General features: G+C 63.1%; 18 protein-coding genes. 4 read left to right on the forward strand and 14 right to left on the reverse strand.

Annotated elements, in window-relative coordinates:
* The first annotated feature begins 88 nt into the window (after positions 1 to 88).
* Positions 89 to 1,450: a COG1361 family protein gene (locus tag CXR25_RS16590; protein WP_009882588.1), complete on the forward strand. Its 1,362-nt coding sequence runs from the start codon at positions 89 to 91 to the stop codon at positions 1,448 to 1,450.
* 149 nt (positions 1,451 to 1,599) lie between these two features.
* On the opposite strand, the gene CXR25_RS16595 is transcribed toward CXR25_RS16590, so the two are convergent.
* The 7 genes from CXR25_RS16595 to CXR25_RS16625 form a co-directional block, all read right to left on the reverse strand.
* Positions 1,600 to 2,472, reverse strand: a complete 873-nt coding sequence (locus tag CXR25_RS16595; RefSeq protein WP_009882589.1) for a DUF1206 domain-containing protein — start codon at positions 2,470 to 2,472, stop codon at positions 1,600 to 1,602.
* Between the two features lie 94 nt (positions 2,473 to 2,566).
* On the reverse strand, positions 2,567 to 3,010 hold the full coding sequence (locus CXR25_RS16600; RefSeq protein ID WP_009882590.1) for a heat shock protein transcriptional repressor HspR: 444 nt from the start codon (positions 3,008 to 3,010) through the stop codon (positions 2,567 to 2,569).
* Between the two features lie 14 nt (positions 3,011 to 3,024).
* Positions 3,025 to 4,044 (reverse strand): DnaJ C-terminal domain-containing protein, encoded by a 1,020-nt coding sequence (locus CXR25_RS16605; protein WP_101583050.1) that lies wholly within the window; start codon positions 4,042 to 4,044, stop codon positions 3,025 to 3,027.
* Between the two features lie 145 nt (positions 4,045 to 4,189).
* Entirely contained in the window at positions 4,190 to 4,909 is a 720-nt protein-coding gene (locus CXR25_RS16610; protein ID WP_096178397.1) for a nucleotide exchange factor GrpE, read from the reverse strand.
* Positions 4,909 to 6,774, reverse strand: a complete 1,866-nt coding sequence (dnaK, locus tag CXR25_RS16615; protein ID WP_101583051.1) for a molecular chaperone DnaK — start codon at positions 6,772 to 6,774, stop codon at positions 4,909 to 4,911. Before dnaK ends, CXR25_RS16610 begins: the two co-directional genes overlap by 1 nt.
* Before the next feature lie 384 nt (positions 6,775 to 7,158).
* Positions 7,159 to 8,427, reverse strand: a complete 1,269-nt coding sequence (locus tag CXR25_RS16620; RefSeq protein WP_096146267.1) for an alpha-hydroxy acid oxidase — start codon at positions 8,425 to 8,427, stop codon at positions 7,159 to 7,161.
* An 89-nt stretch (positions 8,428 to 8,516) separates the two neighbouring features.
* Complete coding sequence (locus CXR25_RS16625; protein WP_096162012.1) at positions 8,517 to 10,208, reverse strand: L-lactate permease; 1,692 nt, start codon at positions 10,206 to 10,208, stop codon at positions 8,517 to 8,519.
* A gap of 216 nt (positions 10,209 to 10,424) precedes the next feature.
* Between CXR25_RS16625 and CXR25_RS16630 the strand changes: the two genes are divergently transcribed.
* Positions 10,425 to 11,231: a FadR/GntR family transcriptional regulator gene (locus tag CXR25_RS16630; protein WP_096146266.1), complete on the forward strand. Its 807-nt coding sequence runs from the start codon at positions 10,425 to 10,427 to the stop codon at positions 11,229 to 11,231.
* A 9-nt stretch (positions 11,232 to 11,240) separates the two neighbouring features.
* Here the strand turns inward: CXR25_RS16630 and aztD are convergent, their stop codons facing one another.
* The 4 genes from aztD to aztB are packed head-to-tail and all read right to left on the reverse strand — an operon-like array spanning position 11,241 to position 15,545.
* Entirely contained in the window at positions 11,241 to 12,491 is a 1,251-nt protein-coding gene (gene aztD / locus CXR25_RS16635; RefSeq protein ID WP_096146265.1) for a zinc metallochaperone AztD, read from the reverse strand.
* A 19-nt stretch (positions 12,492 to 12,510) separates the two neighbouring features.
* The gene (gene aztC, locus CXR25_RS16640) at positions 12,511 to 13,452 is read right to left on the reverse strand and encodes a zinc ABC transporter substrate-binding protein AztC (protein WP_096146264.1); all 942 of its coding nucleotides are present in this window, start codon (positions 13,450 to 13,452) and stop codon (positions 12,511 to 12,513) included.
* A complete protein-coding gene (locus tag CXR25_RS16645) occupies positions 13,452 to 14,684 on the reverse strand; it encodes an outer membrane protein assembly factor BamB family protein (protein WP_096146263.1) in 1,233 nt (410 codons plus the stop codon). The genes aztC and CXR25_RS16645 overlap by 1 nt, the downstream gene beginning before the upstream one ends.
* Positions 14,685 to 14,693: 9 nt before the next feature.
* Positions 14,694 to 15,545 (reverse strand): zinc ABC transporter permease AztB, encoded by an 852-nt coding sequence (aztB, locus tag CXR25_RS16650; protein WP_096146262.1) that lies wholly within the window; start codon positions 15,543 to 15,545, stop codon positions 14,694 to 14,696.
* Positions 15,546 to 15,574: 29 nt separating this feature from the next.
* On the opposite strand from aztB, the gene aztA reads away from it, so the two are divergent.
* Positions 15,575 to 16,207, forward strand: coding sequence for a zinc ABC transporter ATP-binding protein AztA (gene aztA, locus CXR25_RS16655; protein WP_096157623.1), 633 nt, complete (start codon positions 15,575 to 15,577; stop codon positions 16,205 to 16,207).
* 55 nt (positions 16,208 to 16,262) lie between these two features.
* Here the strand turns inward: aztA and CXR25_RS16660 are convergent, their stop codons facing one another.
* Together CXR25_RS16660 and CXR25_RS16665 are read right to left on the reverse strand one after the other, a co-directional pair.
* Positions 16,263 to 19,925 carry an efflux RND transporter permease subunit gene (locus CXR25_RS16660; protein ID WP_164514030.1) on the reverse strand — a complete coding sequence of 1,221 codons (3,663 nt, stop codon included), beginning with the start codon at positions 19,923 to 19,925 and terminating at the stop codon, positions 16,263 to 16,265.
* A 452-nt stretch (positions 19,926 to 20,377) separates the two neighbouring features.
* Complete coding sequence (locus CXR25_RS16665) at positions 20,378 to 21,547, reverse strand: CobW family GTP-binding protein (RefSeq protein WP_069600972.1); 1,170 nt, start codon at positions 21,545 to 21,547, stop codon at positions 20,378 to 20,380.
* A 142-nt stretch (positions 21,548 to 21,689) separates the two neighbouring features.
* On the opposite strand from CXR25_RS16665, the gene CXR25_RS16670 reads away from it, so the two are divergent.
* On the forward strand, positions 21,690 to 22,103 hold the full coding sequence (locus tag CXR25_RS16670; protein ID WP_069600973.1) for a Fur family transcriptional regulator: 414 nt from the start codon (positions 21,690 to 21,692) through the stop codon (positions 22,101 to 22,103).
* A 13-nt stretch (positions 22,104 to 22,116) separates the two neighbouring features.
* Here the strand turns inward: CXR25_RS16670 and CXR25_RS16675 are convergent, their stop codons facing one another.
* Positions 22,117 to 23,157, reverse strand: a complete 1,041-nt coding sequence (locus CXR25_RS16675; protein ID WP_096146259.1) for a GTP-binding protein — start codon at positions 23,155 to 23,157, stop codon at positions 22,117 to 22,119.
* Positions 23,158 to 23,172: the final 15 nt, after the last annotated feature.

A 23,172-nucleotide genomic window follows, 5' to 3' on the forward strand; every position in this document is an offset into this window, starting at 1 on the left:
AAAACGACCACAACTATGCTCGTTGTAAATATTTCATTATTGTTACCTTCGTAGGACATCATCCTCAGCTGCTTAAACGAAGGACATCATGAAGAAGCTTGTACTCGCCCCCGCAGTGGCCCTGGCCATCACCGGCCTTGCCGCATCCCCAGTAATGGCTGCACCTGAGACCCCCGCTCAGACACAGCCCACATCACAGACTGGCGCACTCCAGAAGGCCAAAGTCTCTGGCGCAACTTCAGCGGACGCTCAGGCCGGAACCATCGGAGTCTCCGCCGACAGCGTCACCGTCGAAGAATTCGCCGAAAACGGCGTCGGAATCGCGGGCGAAGGACTGACCCCAGACACCGAGTACGCACTCGCTGTAACCCCTGCCGATGGACAGGCCGTCAACCCATATGAAACGACCGTCACCACTGACGCAAGTGGTGCGTTTGAGACGGCAGTCGAAGGCGTAGGAGAACCCAACCCCGCGTTCGTAGGCAGCTACACCGTGACTGTGACTAACCCAGAAGACGCCGAAGACTCAGCCACGACTACCTTCAAGGTCACCGGCGACGCCGAAGAGCCAGAAGCACCCGCAGTCGACCCGAAGGTCTCCCTCAACACCGAGAAGATCTCCGCCTCGGACTTCGAAAAGGACGGCCTCAAAGTCACCGGCGAGGGCTTCACCCCCGACAGCGCAGTGACTGTGCTGGGCAACGCCACTCAGTCGCCCTTCTTCCAGGAAGAGGTCAAGGCCGACGAAGACGGCAAGATCAGCACCACCGTCGAGGCACCAGAAGATGGCCTCGAACCAGGCGACTACTCGGTCTCCGCAGTCGACGCCGAAAGCGAAGAAGTCTCGAACTCTGCCAAGTTCACCGTCACCGCAGACGAGACCGAAGAGCCCAAGCCCACCACTCCGGCCGCTGAAGCCACGCTGAAGGTCTCGCCTGAGACCATTGAGGCCGCTGACTTCGTCGTGGAGAACAAGGGTGTCACCCTGGCAGTCGAGAACTGCGAGCCAGGCTCGGACGTTCACTACCTCGTCACCCCCAAGGGCAACTCGAACGTCACCGCCTACGACAACACCGTCAAGGCCGATGACGAGGGCAATGCCTCCGTCAACGTCTACGGCACCTCTGCCAATGACCCATCGGCCTACCTCGGCGACTACGACGTCACCGTCACCTGTGGCGACGACGAGCTCACCGGAGCCTTCACCGTCAGCGATGACGCCAACGCCGGCGGCAGCGACGGAAACGAAGATGGCAATGAAGACGGCAACGCAGACGGCGGTAACGGCGGCGATGATGACGGCAACGGAAACGGTGGCGGCGACCTGCCTCGCACCGGTACCGAGCTGACCGGCCTCGTCGGCGGAGCTGCTCTCCTCCTCATCGGTGGAGCCGCAGTCACCATGACCATGCGTCGCAAGAAGGCCGTCGAGGATCCTTCAGCGATCTGATAAGTCGGCCGTCGCAGCGGCGATGACAATGTAAGAAGAGTGCGAGCCCGTGGAGGGTTCGCACTCTTCTTGCATTCACGTTCGGACATCCCTGTTGGGCGGCTATTTCCCGGCATAAGGAATTGTGCCGATGTGCCGTGCCCGAGGCATCAATCCATCCGGTCGTACCGAGCACGCAGACTGAGGAAGACTCCGTAGAGCACAAGACCAGCACCCACAGCGAGCATGAGCACAGTGCCGAACGGCTGGTCGCGCATCGCTTTGAGCGCTCCGTCAATTCCCGTGAACTCTTCGGGGTCACCGGTCATCGCCGAGACGACGACGAGCGCTCCGACTGCCAGCAGCGTCGCGCCTTTGCCCAAATATCCGATGATGCCAGTGGCAATCAGCAGCGTGCTCACCGGAGCCTTACGTGGCATCCGCAGCTCGTCCATCCATTTGAGGCGGATCCCGGCGATACAGAAACCGATGCCGATCATGACGATCACAACCCCGATCGCTGCGAGGATGTACAGGCCGCCCGGGGCCTTCGCCAGGGTCGTCGATGCCTGAGAGCTGGTCTTGCCTGAATCAGATCCGCCGCCGATGACGGACTGGGCGAACGTCAGGGCAACTGCGGCATAGGCAACAGCGGAACCGATCGTTTTGATGAATTCGACCCATCTGCGGCGTCCCTGCCGATGCTGAGGGGCATTCGTGCCGGCTCCGCGCAGAGAGGCGGAACCGAAGAAGGCGTTGAACACACACCAGAGGGCCATCAGCCCACAGCCGATCAGGCACAGGACGATGAGCACCATGCCGAACGGCTGTGCGGCCATCTGTTGGACCGCACCCGATTGATCCGCCTCGCCACCGCGACCGAGTCCAACGGCAACCGCGGTGGCTCCGAGGATGATGTGCACGATTCCATTCGCGACGAAACCAGCTCGCGCAACCCGTTCGAACCACTTGCTGTCCGCAGCTTCTTGGGCCGCGTCGTCGGCCGAGTCCGCGGCACTTTTGAGCTTGTCAGTTTCGTCCATGAACGACATTCTGGCACAGCACGGTCGGTGTAGTGACGAATGCCGGCGTCGACTACAAGAGGCTGCGCCGCGGGCAGCCTCCAATCTCAGTTGCTTACCGGCGTCTGAACCTGTTGTAGAGAACCATCGCACCCGGCTCGGGCCGACCCCGGGGCCGCCTGCCACGCGAGATCGAGACGACGTCACCAGCAGTGCCGGCAGCGAAGACACGAGCTTCGCGTTCCTTCGCTGACATCCGAGACCTGACTTCGGTCTCCAGCTCCTCGTTCCGGGACTTGAGCGCATCGACCTGATTCTGCAGGTCGATGATCTTCTTGATCCCGACGAGGTTAACGCCTTCGTCCTGCGAGAGCTGCTGGATCATGCGCAGCTCGGCGATGTCCTGACCGGAGTAGCGACGACCGCGTCCTGCCGTGCGCTCGGGGGTGACGAGACCCAGTCGGTCATACTGCCGCAAGGTCTGCGGGTGCATACCCGCCAGATCCGCCGCCACCGAGATGACATACACCGCAGCACTCGACGAAATGTGCATGTGCATTGTGTTTCATCACCTCAACTGGCTTTGGCCTTGTCCAGGAGGCCGGCGCGGGGGTCTTCACCCTCGGTCGCAGTCCTGAACGACTCGACCGCAGCCTTGGCCTCCTTGGACAGGTTCTTCGGCACCGCGATCTGGACCGTAGCCAGCAGATCGCCGGTGCCTTTCTTCGTCTTCACACCTTTGCCCCGCACGCGCAGGGTCCGTCCCGAGGGTGTCCCCGGTGCGACCTTGACCTTGACGGGCGTTCCGCCCAGGGTCGGCACCTTGACCTCAGCGCCGAGGGCCGCCTCGTCGAAGCTGACGGGCAGGTCCATGCGCAGATTGTCACCGTCACGGGTGAATACCGGGTGCGGTTTCACGTGCACGGTGAGGATCACGTCGCCGGGCTCGCCGCCGTTCGGACTGGTCTTGCCCTTGCCGGCCAGGCGGATCTTCTGCCCGTCCTTGACCCCGATCGGTGTACGCACGGTCAGCGGCTTCCCACCCGGCATGTTCAGCTTCACCGAGGCTCCGTTGATCGCTTCGGTGAACGACAGGGTGGTGTTGGACTTGATGTCCCCGCCCTTGGTCGGTGGCGAATAGCCGCCGCCGAAACCGCCACCGCCGTAGCCTCCTCCGCCGAAGCCGTTGAGAAGGTCAGCGAGATCTGGGGGCACGTCTCCCCCGCCTCCGCCGTAGGGCGAGCGGGTCCGTGTCCGTCCGCCTCCGCCGAAGAGGTCGGAGAATACGTCGTCGAATCCGCCGCCGGAACCGCCTGCGGGTCCACCGGAACCGGTGAACCTGGCTCCGCCGCCCATGGCGCGGACCTGGTCATACTGGGCGCGGGATTCCTTGTCAGACAGCACCTGATGTGCCTGGCCGAGCTCCTTGAACTTGTCTTCAGCCTTGGAGTCACCTGGGTTAGCATCCGGGTGGTACTTGCGTGCCAGCTTGCGGTAGGCCTTTTTGATCTCTGCGTCGGAAGCATCTTTGGAGACGCCGAGGGTCTTGTAGAAGTCCTTTTCGAACCAATCATTCTGAGGACCGGTATTCACCTGGCACCTCCTTCCGTGTCTTCTTCATCAGTGTATTCAATTGTCTCCTCACAATCCGCAACCCCGGGATTGTCATCCCGGGTGATCCGGACCGCCGCCGAGGTGGTTCCACGGTGGTGGGACCACCTCGGCGAGGGTGTGGTTCTCAGTCTTCCGGCTGCTGCACGCCGACGCGTGCCGCACGGATGACCCGGTCACCCATGCGATAGCCCGGCTGCATGACCAGGAAGACGGTCGGAGTCTCGACGTCGTCCGATGGCTGCTGCATGAGTGCCTCGTGCAGCCGCGGATCGAACTCGTCGCCGACTTCACCGTACTGCTCGACGCCGACCTTGTTCAGCGAGTCGACCAGCTTCTTCACGTGGGTCTCGAAAGGCCCCGTGACGTCGCCGTTCTCCTGCGCCAGGCGCACTTCGTCGAGTACTGGGATCAGGGCCTCGACGGCCTTGATCGTTCCACCGGTCGCAGCCCGCTCGCGTTCGCGATCGGCCCGCATCCGGTAGGCGGCGTACTCGGCGTTGATGCGTTTGAGGTCGGCCAGGTGCGCTGCAGCCTCAGTTCCCGGTGCGGGTTCGGCAGCCTCTTCGCCCTGAGCAGCCTCGGTGTCGTTCAACGTCGAAGCGTCGGCCGGGATGTCGACGCCGAGGTCGCTGGCATCAGCCAGATCCTCCTCCGCGCCCTGGACGTCGTCGGCGCCTGCGGCACCGGTGGCGTCGTTCGCGACATCGGCCTCACCGGTCTCCGCCGAGGCCGACGCTGAGTCGGCCTCTGGGCGGAGTTCACCGGTGTCCGGATCAATCCGGCGCTTGTCGCTGAAGGTGAAGCCTGGCTCCTCGGACGACGGATCGTTGCCCTCGGAAGTCATTACTTCTTCTCCTCGTCCTCTTCGTCGACAACCTCAGCGTCGACGACATCGTCGTCAGCGCTTGCATCTGCACCGGCTGCGGTCTCTTCACCAGCGGCGCCTTCGGCACCACCCTGCTGGCTGTAGATGGCTTCGCCGATCTTCTGCTGGTTCTCGACGAGCTTGTCGTAGGCAGTCTTCACTGCATCGTCGTCTTCACCCTTGAGCGCTTCCTTGAGAGCCTCAACGTCCGAGTTGATCTCGGTCTTGACCTCTTCGGGCAGCTTGTCCTCGTTGTCGGTGACGAGCTTCTCGGTCTGGTAGGCGAGGTTCTCCGCATTGTTGCGAGTGTCAGCGGCCTCACGGCGCTTCTTGTCCTCGTCTGCGTGCTCTTCGGCTTCCTTGACCATGCGGTCGATGTCTTCCTTCGGCAGCGCGGAACCGCCGGTGATCGTCATCGACTGCTCGGTGCCGGTGCCCTTGTCGGTGGCCGACACGTGCACGATGCCGTTGGCGTCGATGTCGAAGGCGACCTCGATCTGCGGCACGCCGCGAGGAGCCGGAGCGATGCCGGTCAGCTCGAAGGTGCCCAGGTTCTTGTTGTCGCGAGTGAACTCACGCTCACCCTGGAAGACCTGGATCGACACGGAGGGCTGGTTGTCCTCAGCGGTGGTGAAGGTCTCCGAACGCTTGGTCGGGATCGGGGTGTTGCGCTCGATGAGCTTGGTCATCACGCCGCCCTTGGTCTCGAGTCCGAGCGAGAGCGGGGTGACGTCGATGAGCAGAACGTCCTTGCGCTCACCCACGAGGACACCGGCCTGCACGGCTGCGCCGATCGCGACGACCTCATCGGGGTTGACGCCCTTGTTGGGCTCCTTGCCTCCGGTGAGTTCGGTGACGACGGCGGAGACGGCGGGCATACGGGTCGAACCGCCGACGAGCACGACGTGGTCGATCTCGTTAACGGACACGCCTGCGTCCTTCATGACTGCGTGGAACGGAGCCTTGGTGCGCTCGAGGAGGTCCTTGGTCAGGTCCTCGAACTTCGCGCGGGTCAGGGTCTCATCCAGGTGGATGGGTCCGTTCTCGCTCATCGACAGGTACTGCAGCGAGATGTTGGTGCTGGTGGCCGAGGAGAGTTCCTTCTTGGCCTGCTCCGAAGCTTCTTTCAGACGCTGGATTGCGGTTGCGTCCTTGCTCAGGTCGACGCCGTATCCGTTCTTGACCTCACCGACGAGCCAGTCGACGATGCGCTGATCCCAGTCGTCGCCGCCGAGGCGGTTGTCGCCCGAGGTCGCACGGACCTGAATCGTGGAGAAGTCGTCTTCGTCCTTGCCGACTTCCAGCAGGGAGACGTCGAACGTACCGCCGCCGAGGTCGAAGACCAGAATGGTCTCGTCTTCCTTGCCGCGCTCGAGGCCGTAGGCCAGAGCTGCAGCGGTGGGCTCGTTGATGATGCGCGAGACCTTGAGTCCTGCGATCTCACCGGCATCCTTGGTGGCCTGACGCTCGGCGTCATTGAAGTATGCGGGAACGGTGATGACTGCGTCAGTCACGTCTTCCTGCAGGTATTCCTCAGCGTCGTGCTTGAGCTTCTGCAGGATACGGGCGGAGATCTCCGGAGCGGACATCTTCTTGCCGCCGATCTCGGTGGACCAGTCGGTGCCCATGTGGCGCTTGACCGAAGCGACGGTGTTCTTGATGTTCGTGACGGCCTGGCGCTTGGCGATTTCGCCGACCAGGGAGTCGCCGTTCTTGTTGACAGCAACGACGGATGGGGTCGTGCGACCGCCTTCCGCGTTCGCGATGACCTTAGGGTCACCGCCTTCGAGGACTGTGACGACGGAGTTCGTGGTTCCGAGGTCGATTCCAACTGCACGTGCCATAACGTTTCTCCTTACATATCGTGAGTACTCTCGACTCGAATGTGTGCGATCGGGCGGATCCACCACCGGGCTTCCACAGCATTTCCTGCTGCGGGGACGAGCGGTGGACCCACTCGACCGCACACATTGAGCCAACTGCACTCAAGTATTATCTTCGTGACTCGAGCAGTCAAGCTCAGCCTCACTAAAGTTGCGTACACTAGACTCAACTTTGCGGAGCGAAGGTTTATTCCGCGGGGGAGAAAAAGTTTTTAGGACAGCCCTCCGCTGCTCCCCGACAGGGCACTTGACGTCGCAGCTCAGCCACTGGTGCCGCATGACTCACAGCAGAAACGGCCCACGGAGAATTCCGCAGACCGCTTCCACAGTGGAGATGACGAGGCCTCAGGACAGGTCGGTCCTCGGATTCGCACCATCCAGCTGACCATCCCGACTGAACCTGCGCAGCTGGGTCACATGGCTCGGGTTGAGCTCGGCGACGCTTGAGACCTGAAGCAGCTTCATCGTCCGCTCAATCTGTTCGCTGAGTATCGCGATCGTCCGGTCCACTCCTGCTCGACCGCCGGCCATGAGGCCGAAGAGGTAGGCGCGACCGATGAGCGTGAAGTCCGCGCCCAGGGCCAGGGACGCGACGATGTCGGCGCCGTTGCGGATTCCGGTGTCGATGATGATCTCCACGTCCTTGCCGATCTCGCGAGCCACCTCGGGGAGGAGTTCGAAGGGCACGGGCGCGCGATCGAGCTGGCGCCCGCCGTGGTTAGACAGGACGATCGAATCGACGCCGAGGTCGGCCAGCTTCTTCGCATCAGCGACGGTCTGGACTCCCTTGACCGCGAACTTACCCGGCCACATCTTGCGGATCTCCGCCAGATCGTCGAAGTCGATCGACGGGTCCATCGCCGAGTTGAGCAGCTCGCCGACCGTTCCGCCGGTCTCCGACAGGGACGCGAACTCGAGCTTCTGGGTGGTCAGGAAGTCCCACCACCACCACGGACGCGGGATGGCATTGAGAATGGTCTTCGGCGTCAGCTGCGGCGGGATAGCGAAACCATTGCGGGTATCGCGCAGCCGTGCACCGGCGATCGGGGTGTCGACCGTGAAGAAGAGAGTGTCGTACCCTGCTGCGGCGGCCCTCTCAACGAGACCATAGGAGATTTCCCGCTCGCGCATCACATAGAGCTGGAACCAGTTCCGACCTTCCGGGTTGACCTTCTTCACGTCCTCGATCGAGGTCGTTCCCAGAGTGGACAAGGTGAACGGAATGCCCGCAGCACCGGCCGCGGAGGCTCCGGCGATCTCGCCTTCGGTCTGCATCAGCCGGGTGAACCCGGTCGGTGCGATACCGAAGGGCATCGCCGAACTGCCGCCGAGGATCTGAGTCGTCGTATCGACGTGCGAGACATCGTTGAGGATGGAGGGGTGGAACTCGACGTCCTGGAAAGACTGAACCGAGCGCTCCATCGAGATCTCGCCTTCGGCCGCACCGTCGGTGTAGTCGAACGCAGCAGCCGGGGTGCGGCGCTTGGCGATCTGGCGCAGGTCCTCGATCGTCAATGCAGCATCGAGACGACGCTTCCGGGAATTGAGCTCGAACTTCTTGAACTTCATCAGCTCTAAGATCTCGGACGGATTGGGCAACTGTCTCTTGACCATGGGCACTGCCTCTTTCTCTTCAGTTCGTATTTTCAGCTAGGTGGTTTCAGTGTTCTGTCTTCAGCTTGCGGGCTTCAGATCACGGAGTTTCAGGCTCCACCGGGAAGCATCCAGGACAGGACGGTCGACTGCAGACCAACCAGCAGACACATGACGACGAGCATGCCCAGCGACCACCAGATGACGCGGCGGAAGATCGAGGACTCCTGGCCGAGGAGGCCGACCGCTGTGGCTGCGATGGTGAGGTTCTGCGGGCTGATCATCTTGCCCACGACGCCTCCGGAGCTGTTGGCGGCCACCAGCAGGACGGGATCGATTCCGGCCTTCGTCGCGGCCGTCTGCTGCAGTGTCGCGAACAGTGCGTTGGCGCTGGTGTCGGAACCGGTCACCGCCGTGCCGAGCCAGCCGAGGATTGGCGAGAGGAAGGCGAACAGTGCCCCGGTCCCGGCGATCCAGGTGCCGATTGTGATCGTCTGGCCCGACAGGTTCATGACGTAGGCCAGTGCCAGGACAAGTCCGACGGTGAGGATGGAGAATCGCATTTTGACGACATTGTCGACGAAGACCTGGACTGCGTCCTTGACGGTCATCTTGTACACGATGGCGACGATGATGCCTGAGACCAGCAGCATCGTGCCCGGTGATGACAACCATTGGAAGTTGTAGACCGTGCTCGTCGACAGCTCTCCGGCAGCGGTCATGATGTTCCCGTCAAGCCCCGGCCAAGGAATCTTGATATCGGTGCTGGCCAACCATTTGTCGATGACTGGGATCAGCTTGGCACCGGAGAAGATGACGATGACCATGAGGTAGGGGAAGAGCGCCATGAAGACGCGCTTGCCGGTCAGAGGTGCAGCCTTCGTGTCCACCGTGGTCGTCACGGCTGCGGCTGCTCCACCAGCATCGGGAGCGCTGGCCTTCTCCTTACTGCGCTCGTCTGCCATCTTGTCCAGCGCGTCCTGGCCGCCGACTGGCTTCCAGAACTGGAGCATGACCACGGCAGCAGCAAGGCCCATGAGCGAGGCGACGATGTCCGTCATCTCGACCGAGAGATAGTTCGCGGAGACGAACTGTGCTGCTCCGAACACGATCCCGACGACCAGAGCAAGTGGCCACAGCTGACGCAGACCGCGCTTGCCGTCAACGAGGAAGATGAGGAACAGCGGCACGACGGCAGCCAGCAACGGAGTCTGGTGACCGACCATGGCACCGATCTCTTTGTAATCGATCCCGGTGAGGTTACCGGCGGTGATGATCGGGATGGCGATCGCACCGAAGGCGACCGGAGCGGTGTTGGCCACCAGCACGACGACTGCTGCACGCATGGCGGTGAAGCCGACTGCGATGAGCATGACACCGGTGATGGCAACCGGGGCACCGAATCCGGCAAGGGCTTCGAGCAGTCCTCCGAAGCAGAAGGCGACCAGGATCGCCTGCACGCGAGGATCATCGGAGATGACGTTGATGACCAACCTGAGGTCTTCGAAGTGTCCTGACTTCACCGTCAGTTCGTAGAGCCAGATGGCGGTGATGACGATCCACATGATCGGGAACAGCCCGAAGGCGAATCCCTGGCTGGCTGAGAGCCCCGCCAGTCCGACCGGCATGCCGTAGACGAAGATGGCAACGATCAGGGCGACGATTACGGCTGCCAGCCCGGCCCAGTGGGCCTTCCACTTCAAGAACCCGAGGGTGACGAAGATGGTCAGCAGCGGCAGCAGCGCAACCAGCGATGACCGCATGAGGCTGTCTGCAAGTGGGGCGATTTCAGGAGTGTACATATTTTCTCCTACACGGTCGGTGCTCGACTCCAGCGTCTGCGGTTCGACGATGAACGCGCCCCGAACATGCATACTCGATTGGTTTAAGTATGTCCTTTGTGTGGTCAGACCACTAAAGTGAGTGTAGGACTGAATGTGATCCAGGTCAAGGATTTGCTCCCGATGAGGCAGGGTCCTACTCATGGGATGATGGCGAGGTGCGAAAAGTGAGTACTCATGCCCAGTGAATCAGTCCGCAAGGACGACGACACCGCCGCAGGTCACACCGTCAATGCGCCTCAGGGACCGAGCTGGAAGCCGGTTGCCCGATCGAGCACCCACGAGCTCGTCATCAATGCGATCGAGGAGCAGATCACCTCCGGGTCCCTCACCGTCGGCGATCCGCTCCCCTCGGAACGGGAGCTGGCTGCCAAGCTTCAGGTCAGTCGCGCGGCGGTGCGTGAGGCCCTGCGGGTCATGGAGTCACTCGGCGTCATCGTCTCGAATGTCGGCTCAGGAAAATCGGCGGGCACCTTCATCGCCTCTATGCCCAAGGAGGCGCTGACTCGGTTCCTGCGCCTCCACGTGGCTCTGGCGAACTTCAGCATCGAGGAGGCCATCGAAACACGCATCCAGCTGGAGCGCTCAAGCACCGCGCTGGCGACGGGACGGGTCCACGATGACGCGCTGGCCGGCATGAATGCCTCATTGGCGATCATGGACACTCCGGGCGTGAGCCTGGAGACCTTCAACGATGCCGATACCGCCTTCCACGTCGCCATCGCCCATGCTTCGAACAATCAGCTGCTCTCGGATCTCACGGAAGCCATCCGCGGTTCTCTGCGGCGACCCATCCTCGATGCCTTCCACGAGGTCGAGGATCCGCGCGCTCTGATGGCGCAGCTGCAGGAAGAGCACCATGCGATCATGCAGGCGATCGTCGACCGCGACACCGATCACGCGGTGCAGCTGACCGAGGATCACATCCGATCGGCCACCGCCGCCCTGCCGCAGCTGACCAATCAGAGCCGGGCAGGCAGCTGAGCGCAGGCGTCAGCCCGTCACCCCGGTGACCTCATTGCTGGCGTGTGGCAGTTCAGCACTCTTCTCCACCTCGCCGGTCGCCAGATCCACGATGTGGAGCTGGCTCTTGTCCGGTTCGGAGACGTAGGCTTTCTCCCCCTGCACGAAGAGCGTCGGCCGAGGCTGCTGCCAGTCCACGGGCTCCTTCCATGCTTCGGTGACCGGGTGGGAGTCAGTGATCTTGCCGGACTCCGGGTCGATGACGTTGAGCTTGCCGTCAGTGCCGAGCACGAGGGCCTCACCTTCGGGTCCGCGGGCCAGGGAACGGAAACTGTACGAGGAGTCGAGGTCGACGAGTTTCATCGTCCCGGTCTCGGTGTTCGTCAGAGTGACCTTCTCCGGGCGCTCGAGTTCGGCATCCTCGTCGACCTTGTAATCGCCGAGCACGACCGGTGAGTCATCGGATCCGGCCTGATTGCCGATGCGGCCGTATGAATCCGGGGCGTCGACCTTCGTGAACTTTCCGTCCTTGTAGTAGAGGATGCCGTCTTCACAGCCGACGGCGATCGCCTCGTTCTGGGCAGCGGCTTCCCCGTGGACACCCGGGCAGTCTTCGTTGCGGGCGATCTCCTTGCCGTCGGCGTCAATGACCTTCGCTCCCGAGCGTTCTTCTTCGTTGCCGATGGTGTGCAGGACGTTGCCGTTCTCCAACTGCACTGCCACACCGTGGTGTGCCTCTTCTGCTTCTTTGACCTCGGGTTCGGGTGTGCCGTCACCGAAGGCATTGGTGTCGAAGATCTGCATCCGTCCGTCGCCGTCGCCGAAGAGCACCGTCGAACCACCGTGGCGCACGACGTGACCTGGGGTATCGGTTTCGTAGACCTTGTCGGTGAGTTCAGGCGATCCGGCGAAGCTGTGGGTATGGTCGCCGTGCTCTTCGGTCCAGACTCCGGCGTCGAAGAGCTGGAATCCGCTGGCCACCGAGACCATGACGTGCCGTCCGTCTCCGACCGGATTGACCCGGTTGAAGCCTTCGAGCTTCGTGTCGTCGATGACCTCAAGCGTCCTCGCATCCAGAGTGAGGATGCCGCCGTCGTAGGTGGTGACCAGTCGCGACTGTGCTTCTTCGACCTGTTCGGCGTCCGAGGGCTCCCCCGCATCTGTCTGGTCGCCGGTGTCGGGGTCGGCCTCCGCTCCGGTGCCGCCGCAGCCGCTCAGCAGGAGGGCGGTGACGGCCGCGGTCGCAGCCAGTGGTGCGATCAGGGTGTGTCGTGTTCTCATTCTTCTCTCTTCCCTATTCTCATGATGGTGTGTCCGTGATCTGTGGTGATGCGAGCCCGTCCGCGATGGCCTTCGCGTTGGTTCTCTGCATGTCGATGTAGGTTCCGGCCTCACCGTCGGCCTCGGTCAGCGATTCCGAGAACAGCGGTGTCACTTCGACGTCGAGGTCAACTTCCTCAGACAGGGCCTCGGCGAGCTTCTGCGGCTGCGAGGAGTCCGCGAAGATCGTGGGCACGCCGGCGTCTTCGACCGTGCGCGCGAGCTCCTCGAGGTCGGCTGCCGAGGGTGAGGCCAGCGTGGTTCCGCTTGGCAGCACCGCTCCGATGACCTCGAAGTCGAAGCGCTGTGCGAAGTAGCCGAACACGTGATGATTCGTCACCAGCTTCCGGTTCTTCGCAGGAATCGCTTCGACGATCTCTGCGATTTCGGCATCGAGGTCCTCCAGTTGCCCCCGATACGAGGCCACGGACGGTTCGATCGCCTCGGCGAGGTCATCGCCGACCTCCTCCCCCAGCGCCGAGGTGATGGTGTCGACGGCGGCGATCATCCGCGCGGGATCGGTCCAGAAGTGCGGATCGGGTGTGCCCGCGCTGCCGCCCGAGGTGTATTCGAGGGGGTCGATGCTCTCACCGACATCGAGGACACGCACCCCTTCGCTGCGCGCATTGTCGAGGTTGGCTGAGAGCCCCTCTTCCAGTCCGAGGCCGTTGCCGATGATGAGATCCGCGCTCTCCATGGCCCCGGCTTCCTTCGCCGAGATGCCGAAGGAATGCGGATCGGAGTTCGGCTTCATCAGCACCGTGACCGCCGCGTGGTCTGCGACGAGACTGCTCACGACATCGCCGAGGATGTTCGTCGTCACCACGATCGACGGCTCATCGTCGCCCCCGCTGCAGGCAGTCAGTGATCCGAGCGTTGCCAGGGTGAGTGCCACCGCAGTGAGGTGGTGCCGTGTGCTCATCACCGTCCCGTCACAGCCAGGCTCGCGGGCGCTCCGCCGAGGTCGAAGCTGCGTGCCTCACGCAGCCCATCGGCCGGGTCGAGTTCGAGCACTGTGCCCGACGCAGGGTCGCTGACATAGGTGCGTTCGCTATCCACGGCCACCGAGGGTCCGGCTCCGTGACCTTGGTCCTCGGCGTCGAAGGGCTTGATGAGTTTCTTCTTCGCCAACTCCTTCCCGGTCTCCGGGTCCAGCGAATAGACGGTCCCGTCTTCGTCCAGGGCCACGACCACGGAATCGTCGGGGGCGATGCCGGCGGAGACCACCTCGGCGTCGGTGTCGGCGTACATCCATTCATCGGTCGACGCGTCGAGGATCCCGATTCCACCATCATCGAAAGGTGCCGCGGCGAGGTCTCGACCGACCTCGATCGACCACGCGCGCTCATCGGTGTCCTCGGGGTAGGGCAGCACCTCGGCGTCGAAGCCCTCATCGACCCTGATCACGCCGTCGGCGCAGGCGAAGACCAGCCCGTCGCGAGTGACTCCGGCTCCGTGGATCTCCTCGCATGTCGCATCGATCGGCGAGGCCTGACCCTTGTCGTCGTACACGGTGAGTTCGGAAGGCAGATCATCGGCCTTGTCCCCTGGAAGCGTGGACACGAAGTGATCCTCGAAGGGGACCGTCACTCCGTGGTGGGCACCCGGTTTCACGGTGCCGAGCTGAGTGAGTTCACCATCGCCGAGGGCGCTCCGGTCATAGATCTTCGCCCGGCCCTCGCCGTCGAAGAAGAAGGCGACCTCGGTCGGGGTCGAGACGACGTGCGCGGGGTCGGCCCCGTCGACCTGACCGATGGTCTTCGCCTCGGCCTTGTAGTAGTGCCTGTGATCGCCGTGGTCGACCGTCCACGCCCCCGTGTCGACGGCTGTGACCGTTCCGGCTTCACCATCGCCGAGGTAGAGGTACCGGGAATCTGCCCCCGCCAGGGTCGTCGATGGTGAGCCTTCGACCTTCTCCACGACATCCTCGGTGAGCAGGTCGATGACCGAGACCGCGCCGGTCTTCGCATCACTGACGGCCAGCCGCAGCTGCGGCTCGTCGGCCTCCTCTGCCCCTTCGACATATCCGTGGGGCGCCGTCGATTGACTGGGGCTGTTGGCCCCGCTGTCCGCTTGTTGGCCCTGGCACCCGGTCAGGGCGAGCAGTGCGATCAGTGCCGCGCTCGGTGCGGCGAATGCAGTTGTCCTCGTCATGAGATCTTTCTATTGATAATGGTTCTCATTGTATTGAAAGTATTGTAGCGCACTTTTCACCCGCCTCGCGACGAGCACCGCGAAGAAGATGAGGACGGTGAGCAGCGCAATGGTCGCGCCGGCAGAGGTCTGGGCATACCAGCTCACGAGCAGCCCGAAGAAGCACGAGAACACACCGATCACCGAGGCCGCTGCCATGATTGCCCCGACGCGGTCGAACAGGAGGCAGGCCGTGGCCGGGGGTCCAATGAGGAGTCCGAAGACGAGGAGAGTGCCGACGACCTGGAACGATGCGACAACCGCCAGGGCTGTGAGCATGAGCATCGCGATATGAGCCCAACCGGGCCGCATGCCCAGAGTTGCGGCTTTTCGCTCATCGAAGGCGAGCGCGAGGAACGGCCTGTGCAACAGAATGCAGGCCAGCACTCCGAGGCAGGCTGCGACTGTGAGGATGATCAGGTCCTGGCCGCGGACCCCGAGCACGTCACCGAACAGGAAGCCCGTGAGGTCGACGGCGAATGATTGGGAGTGGGACACGATGACCACGCCGATGGCCAGCATTCCGACGAAGAGCAGTCCGATGCCGACGTCTTGGGACAGCTTCGACTCGCGCGATACCCAGGTGATCCCGGCCGCCATCACCAGCGCACTGACCGCCGCGCCGATCATGAGCTGACCGCCGAGGAGCGCCGCGATTGCGACTCCCGGCAGCATCCCGTGCGACATCGCATCCCCGAAGAAGGCCAGGCCGCGCAGGACGACCCAGGTGCCAATGCACCCACAAAGCACGGCAGCGAGCACACCGGCGATGAGGGCGCGGAGGACGAAGGACACCTCGAAGGGCGCGAATAGGAATTCCATTTGCTGATGATAATCATTATTGTTATCGAATGGGCAATCCGATCACAGTCGCAGACCTGACCTGCCACCATGGTGACCATCTCGCGGTGAAAGGCGTGTCACTGACAGCAGTCCCGGGCCAGGTCACAGCACTTGTCGGGGCCAACGGTTCGGGCAAATCGACCGTCCTCATGGCGCTGGCCGGCCTGCTCAGGCCGACGAGCGGCACGATCTCCGGCCGTCCGGCCAGCATCGCATTCGTGCCTCAGCGCAGCACGGCTCCCGACCACCTGCCGATCACCGTCCGGCAGACTGTCGCGATGGGCAGGTGGGCCTCCTGCGGGCCGTTGACTCGCCTCGGCGGTGAGGACAGACGCATCATCGATGACTGCCTGGCACGTCTGCGGATCAGCGACCTCGCCTCGCGACGCCTTGGGTCGCTCTCCGGCGGACAGCGTCAGCGCGCTCTCGTGGCGCAGGGCTTGGCGCAGCGCCCCGAGCTGCTCCTCCTCGACGAGCCGCTGGCCGGCATCGATATTCACGCGGCCGTGGACATCGCCGAGGCCATCGACTCCGAGCGCAACCGCGGCGCCACGATCGTCATGGCCACGCACGAGCGCGCCCAGGCCGAGCGTGCCGATCATGTCGTCCGGCTCGAGCAGGGCGTCCTCGCAGCGGGTTGACGGGGACGGCTGGCTGCCTGCCGACGCTGACATCGACCTGCCGCCGCGGTCAGGGTCACTCCTCCCTGTACCCGGCGTCCACCTCGGCGGTCTCCGCTTCGATCCTTGCCTCATCGGCATCGCGCTTCGCCGCGGCCTTCGCGTCGTGGCGCTCGGCCCGGCGCTCCTTGCGTCGCTCGACGAGGAGGTAGAGGGCAGGCACGAGGATCAGAGTCAGCACGGTCGAGGAGGTCAGACCGCCGATGACGACGATCGCCAGCGGCTGGGAGATGAAGACTCCCCCACCTGTGAGCCCCAGTGACATGGGCACGAGTGCGAAGACCGTGGCAGCGGCCGTCATCAGGATCGGGCGCAGACGCAGACGGGTGCCGTGGATGATCGCATCCATCAGCCCCATTCCGTGTTCACGAAGCTTGTTGATGAGGTCCATGAGCACGATCGCGTTGGTCACCACGATGCCGATGAGCATGAGGAGACCGATGAGCGAGGGAATGCCCAGCGGCGTTCCGGTCAGCAGCAACAGCAGCACGGCACCGGTCGCGGCGAACGGGATCGACACGAGCAGGACCAATGGCTGCACGAAGCTGCGGAAGGTCGCGATCATGACAAGGAAGACCAGCGCGATCGCCACCAGCATCGCCCATCCCAGCTGAGCGAAAGAATCAGCTTGCTCCTGGCTGGCGCCTCCGACGTCGAAGCTCACACCAGCGGGCAGGTCCATGCTCGAGGTCAGCGCACTCGCCTCGGCGGATACGGGATTGAGCTGCCCTTCGGCCGGTGTGGCGAACACGGTGACCTGACGGTCCCCGTCCTCACGAGTGATCGTGGCAGGAGTCTCGGTCTCATCGACGTTCGCGATCTCATCGACCGTGATCGGCTCACCCTTGATGTCGGGGATCGCTGCCTGCTCGTCGGCGAGGTCCTGCTCCTCGTTCTGGTTCTCCTCCTGCTCACGCTGGCCATCGACCAGGTCATCGATAGCGTCGTTGGCTTCGTTCAGACCCTTCTGCGCCTGCTCGACTCCTTCTTCGGCCTGGTCGACCTGCTCGGCCGCCATATCATCAGGGCTCGGTGCCGGTGGAGGATTCTTTGCGTCCCTCAGTGCTTTTCGAGCCTCTTCCAACTGATCGGCGGCATTGTCCCGGGCCTCGCGTGCAGAGTCGAGCTGCTCGGCCGCGTCGTCCTCGGCCTTGGCCTTGGCTTCGTCGGCCCTGCGATCGGTCTTCTCCTCAACGGCGTCGGTCGCGTCCTCCTGCGCGTTCTGCGTCTGCACCTCGGTGACCGGAAGCTCCAAGGCTCGGATCTCATCGGGTGTCGCATCAGGGTGGGTCGGTGCGAGGAAGATGTCTCGCTCCTTGCCCTCCAATGTCAGAGTGCCGGCCTCGCTGCCCTGCAGGGCAGCGGCGATGGCCTGGCCCACCTCAGCCTGGCTGTAGCCGTAGTCCGCGGCCTTCTCACGGTCGACGTCGACATGGATGATCGGCTGATCGGAGGCGAGGTCGTTGCGGGCGTTCGTCACACCCTCGGTCTCACTCATCTTCTTCGTCACCGCGTCAGCGGCCTCGCCGAGGGCCTTCATATCAGAGCCGGCCAGCTTGATCTCGACGTCCTCATTCGTGCTGCCGGAGGCGTCCTGAACATCGGCCTCACCGATATCCTCACCGAGGCTCTCGACCTGGGACCGAATCCGGTTCGTCGCCGCCTTCGCATCGGAGTCGGTCTTCAACGTGATGTTGAAGGAATTCTCGGCGCCGGTTTCTGGCCCATTGACCGTCGTCGAATAGGTATCGACGTCGGGGTCGGAGGCGAGCACGTCTTCGATCTTCTTCGCCGCCTCGTCGCTGGCCTCGAGCGAGGCTCCGGCGGGCAACGTCTGTGAAATGTAGAGGGAGCCCTGTCCCGCAGATCCGAGGAGATCGGTCTTGAGGAAGCTGGCCATCATCATGGTGACGGCGAAGATCGCCACAGAGATGACGATGGTCCGCCATGGGTGCCTCAGTGCCGCGAGAATGGCAGGCAGGCTGCGCTGCTGGAGACGGTCGACCCGGTCGGAGGCCTCACCGTCACCGGGCATCGGCTCCACCGGAGCATCGGCAGTCGCCGCTGGAAGCAGTGTCTTGCCCTTGGCCTCGCGCTTCGCGTTCTTCTTCTCGATCTTCCTCTGGCGGCGCTCCGCTCGCTTGATGCCCTTCTCACGATGCTTCTGGGCCCAGGCCTCATAGCTTGCATCGGTGGCAGCCTGGCGCTTCGGGGACAGAGGCTTCGGGCTCTTGCGCAGCACCCAGTAGCTGAAGACGGGAACAATGGTCAGAGCCACAACGAGAGAGCCGAGCAGAGCCAACGTCACGGTCACGGAGAACGGGCGGAACAGCTGCCCGGCGATGCCGTCGACGAAGGCGATGGGCAGGAATACAGCCACAGTGGTCAGCGTCGATGCGGTGATGGCCCCGGCGACCTGCTTGACCGAGGCGACGATGTCATCGACCGTCAGCTCGGTCGTGCCCTGCCGTCTGCGGATGTTCTCGATGACGACGATGGAGTCGTCGACGACGCGTCCGACAGCGATGGTCAGGGCACCCAGGGTGAGGATGTTGAGTGTGTAGTCCCCGACCATCAGTCCGATCATGGCAATGAGCAGCGACATCGGGATGGAAATCGCGGCGACGACTGTGGAGCGGAAGGAGCCGAGGAAGGCCAGGATCACGAGGATGGCGAAGAACAGCCCGAGCCCGCCTTCGACGGACAGATCGTGGATCGACTTCTCGATCTCTGGTGCCTGATCGAAGATCGTGGAGAACGCGATGTCGTCCCCGAGTTTCGGACCCATCGTGTCGAGGACCTCGTTGACGCCGTGGGAGACTTCGACGACATTGTCATCCTGCCCCTTGGTCACGGACACCGTCACAGCATCGTTGCCGTCGGCACGCGAATACGAGGTCTTCTCCACCGAGTCGAGCTCAACATCGGCTACCTCACCCAGCAGGACCGTTCCATCGGCCGTTCGCAGCGGAGTCTTCTCGATCTGGTCGACGGCGTCGAGTTCGCCGCCCACCTCGACCGACAGAGACTTGTCACCGGTTGCGCTCTGTCCGGCTGGGACGACGGTTCCCGCAGCGGTGAGCTCATCTGGCACCGAGGTGGTGACGACATTCTTGTCGTTGACGTCGTTGGGCCGGAAGCTGATGTTGACCCGCTGCTCGGTCTGTCCGGCCACCTCGACGCCTGCGACGCCGCCGACGGCTTGGAGTTCAGGCACAAGCTCGTTCTCGACGAGGTCACCGAGCTTCTGTGCATCTTCTCCCCCGGAGACGGCGAACATGACCACCGGAACGTCGTCGATCTGCTGGGAGAGCACCTCCGCCTCGGCGCCGTCGGGCAGGTCCGCCTTCGCGGAGTCGACGGCGGAGCGCACAGAGTCCGTCATCTCCTCGGCGTCCTTGCCGAAGGGCCACGTGATGTTGGCCGACATCGATCCCGCCGAGGTGGTTGTGCTCACTGTCTCGAGGTCACCGAGGCCCTCAAGTGCGGTTTCGATCGGTTCGGTCACCGTCTTCTCGACGACCTCTGGTGAGGCTCCCGGGACCGTGACCTGCACCGAGGTGCCAGGCAGTTCGACCGAGGGCATCGTCTCCTGGTTGAGAGAGGTGGTGGCGATAACGCCGAAGACGGCGATCACGAGGGTGAGCAGTCCGACGATGAGGCGGTTCTTCAGACTCATCCTGGTGATCAGGGACACGTGTTCCTCCGGGTTTCGAGCATAGGGCAGCTGCGGGCGGGTGTTCGGGCGTTTCGGTGACGCTGATGTTTCAGCGGTGGTTCTTCAGCGGTGGTGCTGGGTGGGGTTGGTCGAGCAGGGATGGTCCGGGCAGGGGAACGAATCCAGTCTTTCAGGTCAGCCCGTACAGCGCGTCCCCCAAAAGTTGTCTTCCTCCTCCCCCATAAGGCTGAGTGCGACAGGGGAGATCGGTCATAATCTGATCATATGAGCGCCGTGGTCTGCGGGCGCGGGTGTTTTCCTCCGTATCGGGTTCCGGTAACACCACAATCGCGCTCCATGCCAGCACCGGGACAGGTCAGTGCCTCACAGCGCTGGGTCGACGCAGATGGTTGCTTCGTGCTCTCAGCTGTATTCGGCGATACTCAGCTGCCTTCAGCTGTGCAGGGTTGTTTTCAGCTGTGCAGGCGGACGTAGTGGCGGAGTCGCTCGACGCCACTCGGGTCCCCACCGCCGTGCAACGCGCCTTCCAGCTTCGCTTTGACGACGTCTTCGTCGAAGGATTCGCCGATGATGACGAGCACACTATCCCAGCTCGTGTCTTGGGCGACGGCCGTCGAGTTCTGTGGCACAGCCGTCGAGTTCTGAGGCACAGCCGTCGACACATAGACATTCGGTCCTACTGCCTGGATTCCAAAGCTCCTGCTTCGGGCCCTGTCGTTGACGAGGATCGACCCCTTCACCCGGTAGACCCCGGCCGGCAGATCTTCGAGGACGTCGAGTATGGCACCAGCGTCAGCACACCCGTGACCGGTGACCGTCACCGACTGTGCGTGCCTGTGGACTGGGACGTTCTCGCCGTCGACGCCCTCCTGGGCCGCTTCGACGTAGGCCTGCCGGATGAGGTCCCGGATCGGCAGTTCAGCCTGGATGGGTTCCGTGTTCGCTCCTGGCTCTTCGCCCGAACAGGCACCTGGCTGGGTTCCGTCGCCGCTTCGTCCGGCCCCGGATCCTGGATCGAAGATGAGTGCCGGGTCGAGTCGGCCGTAACTGGTGCCGACGACGAGCAGTCGCGGATTGCGCTGATGAACCCGCTCCTGGATCGCATCGACAGCGGACCCACGTTCCGCTGCCGGCAACTGGTCGAGCTTGTTGACAAGCACCAGAGTCGTCGCCGCGTACCGCATCGGGGGTGCGGTTTCAGTATCGACCGTAGCGGCATGCATGGTGGCATCGATGACATCGATGACCCCGCCGAGGTGAAAGCGGTGGTGGCCCATGCGAGTGACCATTCGCGCCAAGGTCAGCGGTTCGGCGAAGCCGCTGGCTTCGACGATGATGGCATCGAGCCGCAATCGTGGCTTCGCGAGTGCTGTGAGGGCGTCTTCGAGAGAGGTGTCGTCATCAAGACAGCAGATGCATCCACCCGAGATGGAGAAGGGTTCATCGACCTGCCCGACGACGAGGCCCGCGTCGATGTTGAGGTCTCCGAAATCGTTGACGACCACCCCGATGCGCGCGTCGGGGTGGCGCAGCAGATGGTTGAGGAGGCTGGTTTTCCCCGCCCCCAGGTAACCGGTCAGGAGGATCACCGGAACAGCACCTGCGGGCTGATTCCTACTCACATGTCCTCCGCATCAGTCGCATGGCCACCACTCACCCGCTAATGGTAACGTTTTTCATTAAGTTCAGGACACATCGACGTATGCGCATATGCTCATAGGACCAACTGCATTGCACAGGCTGCACAGGCGGAGGCACAAGGACATGACGGTTGAGGAACCCAAGAGGACTCGGAGCACGGCGCAGAAGGCCGTGATCAGCTCCGCGCTCGACAACGAGAAGCGCTTCGTCTCTGCCCAACAGCTCCACAGGACACTTGAAGATCACGGTCACACGGTCGGGTTGGCAACCGTCTATCGGCAGCTCAACGCCCTAAGCGAATCCGGTCATGCCGATTCCATCACCATCGCGGAAAAGCAGCTGTTCCGCGCCTGCGCTCAGGACGAGCACCACCATCATCTGGTGTGCGAGAACTGCGGCAAGGCTGTCGAGATCGAACCGCCCAGCGAGGACTGGATGAGCACCATAGCCAAAGCTCATGGATTCGAAGTCACCCGACATGTGTTCGAGATCTTCGGACTCTGTGCTGAATGCGCCGCATCTGCACAGAGCAGATAGTGTCCTCGTCGAATCACATCGTCGCCGTGCTCCAGTCTGGGAACCGGTCCGGAAAGTCTGCCCAGACCATCGGTCCGGCCGCCAACTCCTCATCACTGAGGGCGGCATTGTCGAGGACCCGTCGCAGCAAGGGTTCATCGATCCCAATACCGATGAACGCCACGTCCTGACCAAAGGCCAGGACTTCGCCATCGGCACTGAGCCTGTCATCAAGTGCCAGAGGTGAGAGCGTGAAGAACCCTCCCACCTGGTCCCATTGGCCGGTGATGTGCGGCCGGGTGGCCAAACGGGCAAAACCAGCCGAACGCAGAATCCGACCACAATGCCCCTGGAAGAGGCACGAGGTCAGTGCCTGGTGAAGTCGCCCAGGGTGGAACGGTCGCAGCTGCTCATATCGGCACGCCACGACTCCACGCGACTGGAACTTCGGCGTGAATTCTCCATTGAGGATCGAGACCCAGCCCGCAACCGGCGGCCGCTTCGCAAATGGCCGCCGATCCTCGCCATGGACGCGGTCGGAATCGGCGATGAGACACTGGTCGGCACTCGGAGCAAGATGGTCGAGCAGAGCGGCAGCCTGCTCGAGTTCCGCGGTCTCCAGCGCCCCGGAATTGACGATCGCGATCGTTGAGGAAAACTCGATCTGGCTCACGAGCAGCTCTGCCCTCGCAGCGAGGATACCGCCCTCGCACTCGCCGCCCATGGCCGGCAGGCCGACATAGTCCGGGGACCATATGTCGACAAGCATGTGCGCGACATCGAGTACGCAGACAAGGTCGATGAGGCGCGTGTCGACACCGGTCGCATTGAGTGACCCCACGATCTCCATCACCGGCGTCTCGAAGGGGTATTCCAGCACGATGCCATGCGCCTGAGATGCCTTGCGGAGGAGGTCGACCGTGCGGTCCACCACCTCGACGCCCTCGGCGGTCTGTTCAGCGGGAACGAGGACGAATCCGCGCACCGCCGCCAGACGCCTGGCGTAGCTGCTCCGCTCCTCCACACACATGCCCGTCACCGCGATCACATCGATGTCGGCCTCCATCTTCGGCATTGGCTTCCTTTCCTC

Source organism: Brevibacterium aurantiacum (assembly GCF_003932995.1).
GTDB classification, from domain to species: Bacteria; Actinomycetota; Actinomycetes; order Actinomycetales; family Brevibacteriaceae; genus Brevibacterium; species Brevibacterium aurantiacum.

What these genes read in the sequence shown, in the direction of transcription:
- CXR25_RS16590 (WP_009882588.1), top strand. Translation starts at nt 89, where the DNA reads ATGAAGAAGCTTGTACTCGCCCCCGCAGTGGCCCTGGCCATCACCGGC.
- CXR25_RS16595 (WP_009882589.1), bottom strand. Translation starts at nt 2,472, where the DNA reads ATGGACGAAACTGACAAGCTCAAAAGTGCCGCGGACTCGGCCGACGAC.
- CXR25_RS16600 (WP_009882590.1), bottom strand. Translation starts at nt 3,010, where the DNA reads ATGCACATGCACATTTCGTCGAGTGCTGCGGTGTATGTCATCTCGGTG.
- CXR25_RS16610 (WP_096178397.1), bottom strand. Translation starts at nt 4,909, where the DNA reads ATGACTTCCGAGGGCAACGATCCGTCGTCCGAGGAGCCAGGCTTCACC.
- dnaK (WP_101583051.1), bottom strand. Translation starts at nt 6,774, where the DNA reads ATGGCACGTGCAGTTGGAATCGACCTCGGAACCACGAACTCCGTCGTC.
- CXR25_RS16620 (WP_096146267.1), bottom strand. Translation starts at nt 8,427, where the DNA reads ATGGTCAAGAGACAGTTGCCCAATCCGTCCGAGATCTTAGAGCTGATG.
- CXR25_RS16625 (WP_096162012.1), bottom strand. Translation starts at nt 10,208, where the DNA reads ATGTACACTCCTGAAATCGCCCCACTTGCAGACAGCCTCATGCGGTCA.
- CXR25_RS16630 (WP_096146266.1), top strand. Translation starts at nt 10,425, where the DNA reads ATGCCCAGTGAATCAGTCCGCAAGGACGACGACACCGCCGCAGGTCAC.
- aztD (WP_096146265.1), bottom strand. Translation starts at nt 12,491, where the DNA reads ATGAGAACACGACACACCCTGATCGCACCACTGGCTGCGACCGCGGCC.
- aztC (WP_096146264.1), bottom strand. Translation starts at nt 13,452, where the DNA reads ATGAGCACACGGCACCACCTCACTGCGGTGGCACTCACCCTGGCAACG.
- CXR25_RS16645 (WP_096146263.1), bottom strand. Translation starts at nt 14,684, where the DNA reads ATGACGAGGACAACTGCATTCGCCGCACCGAGCGCGGCACTGATCGCA.
- aztB (WP_096146262.1), bottom strand. Translation starts at nt 15,545, where the DNA reads ATGGAATTCCTATTCGCGCCCTTCGAGGTGTCCTTCGTCCTCCGCGCC.
- aztA (WP_096157623.1), top strand. Translation starts at nt 15,575, where the DNA reads ATGGGCAATCCGATCACAGTCGCAGACCTGACCTGCCACCATGGTGAC.
- CXR25_RS16660 (WP_164514030.1), bottom strand. Translation starts at nt 19,925, where the DNA reads ATGAGTCTGAAGAACCGCCTCATCGTCGGACTGCTCACCCTCGTGATC.
- CXR25_RS16670 (WP_069600973.1), top strand. Translation starts at nt 21,690, where the DNA reads ATGACGGTTGAGGAACCCAAGAGGACTCGGAGCACGGCGCAGAAGGCC.
- CXR25_RS16675 (WP_096146259.1), bottom strand. Translation starts at nt 23,157, where the DNA reads ATGCCGAAGATGGAGGCCGACATCGATGTGATCGCGGTGACGGGCATG.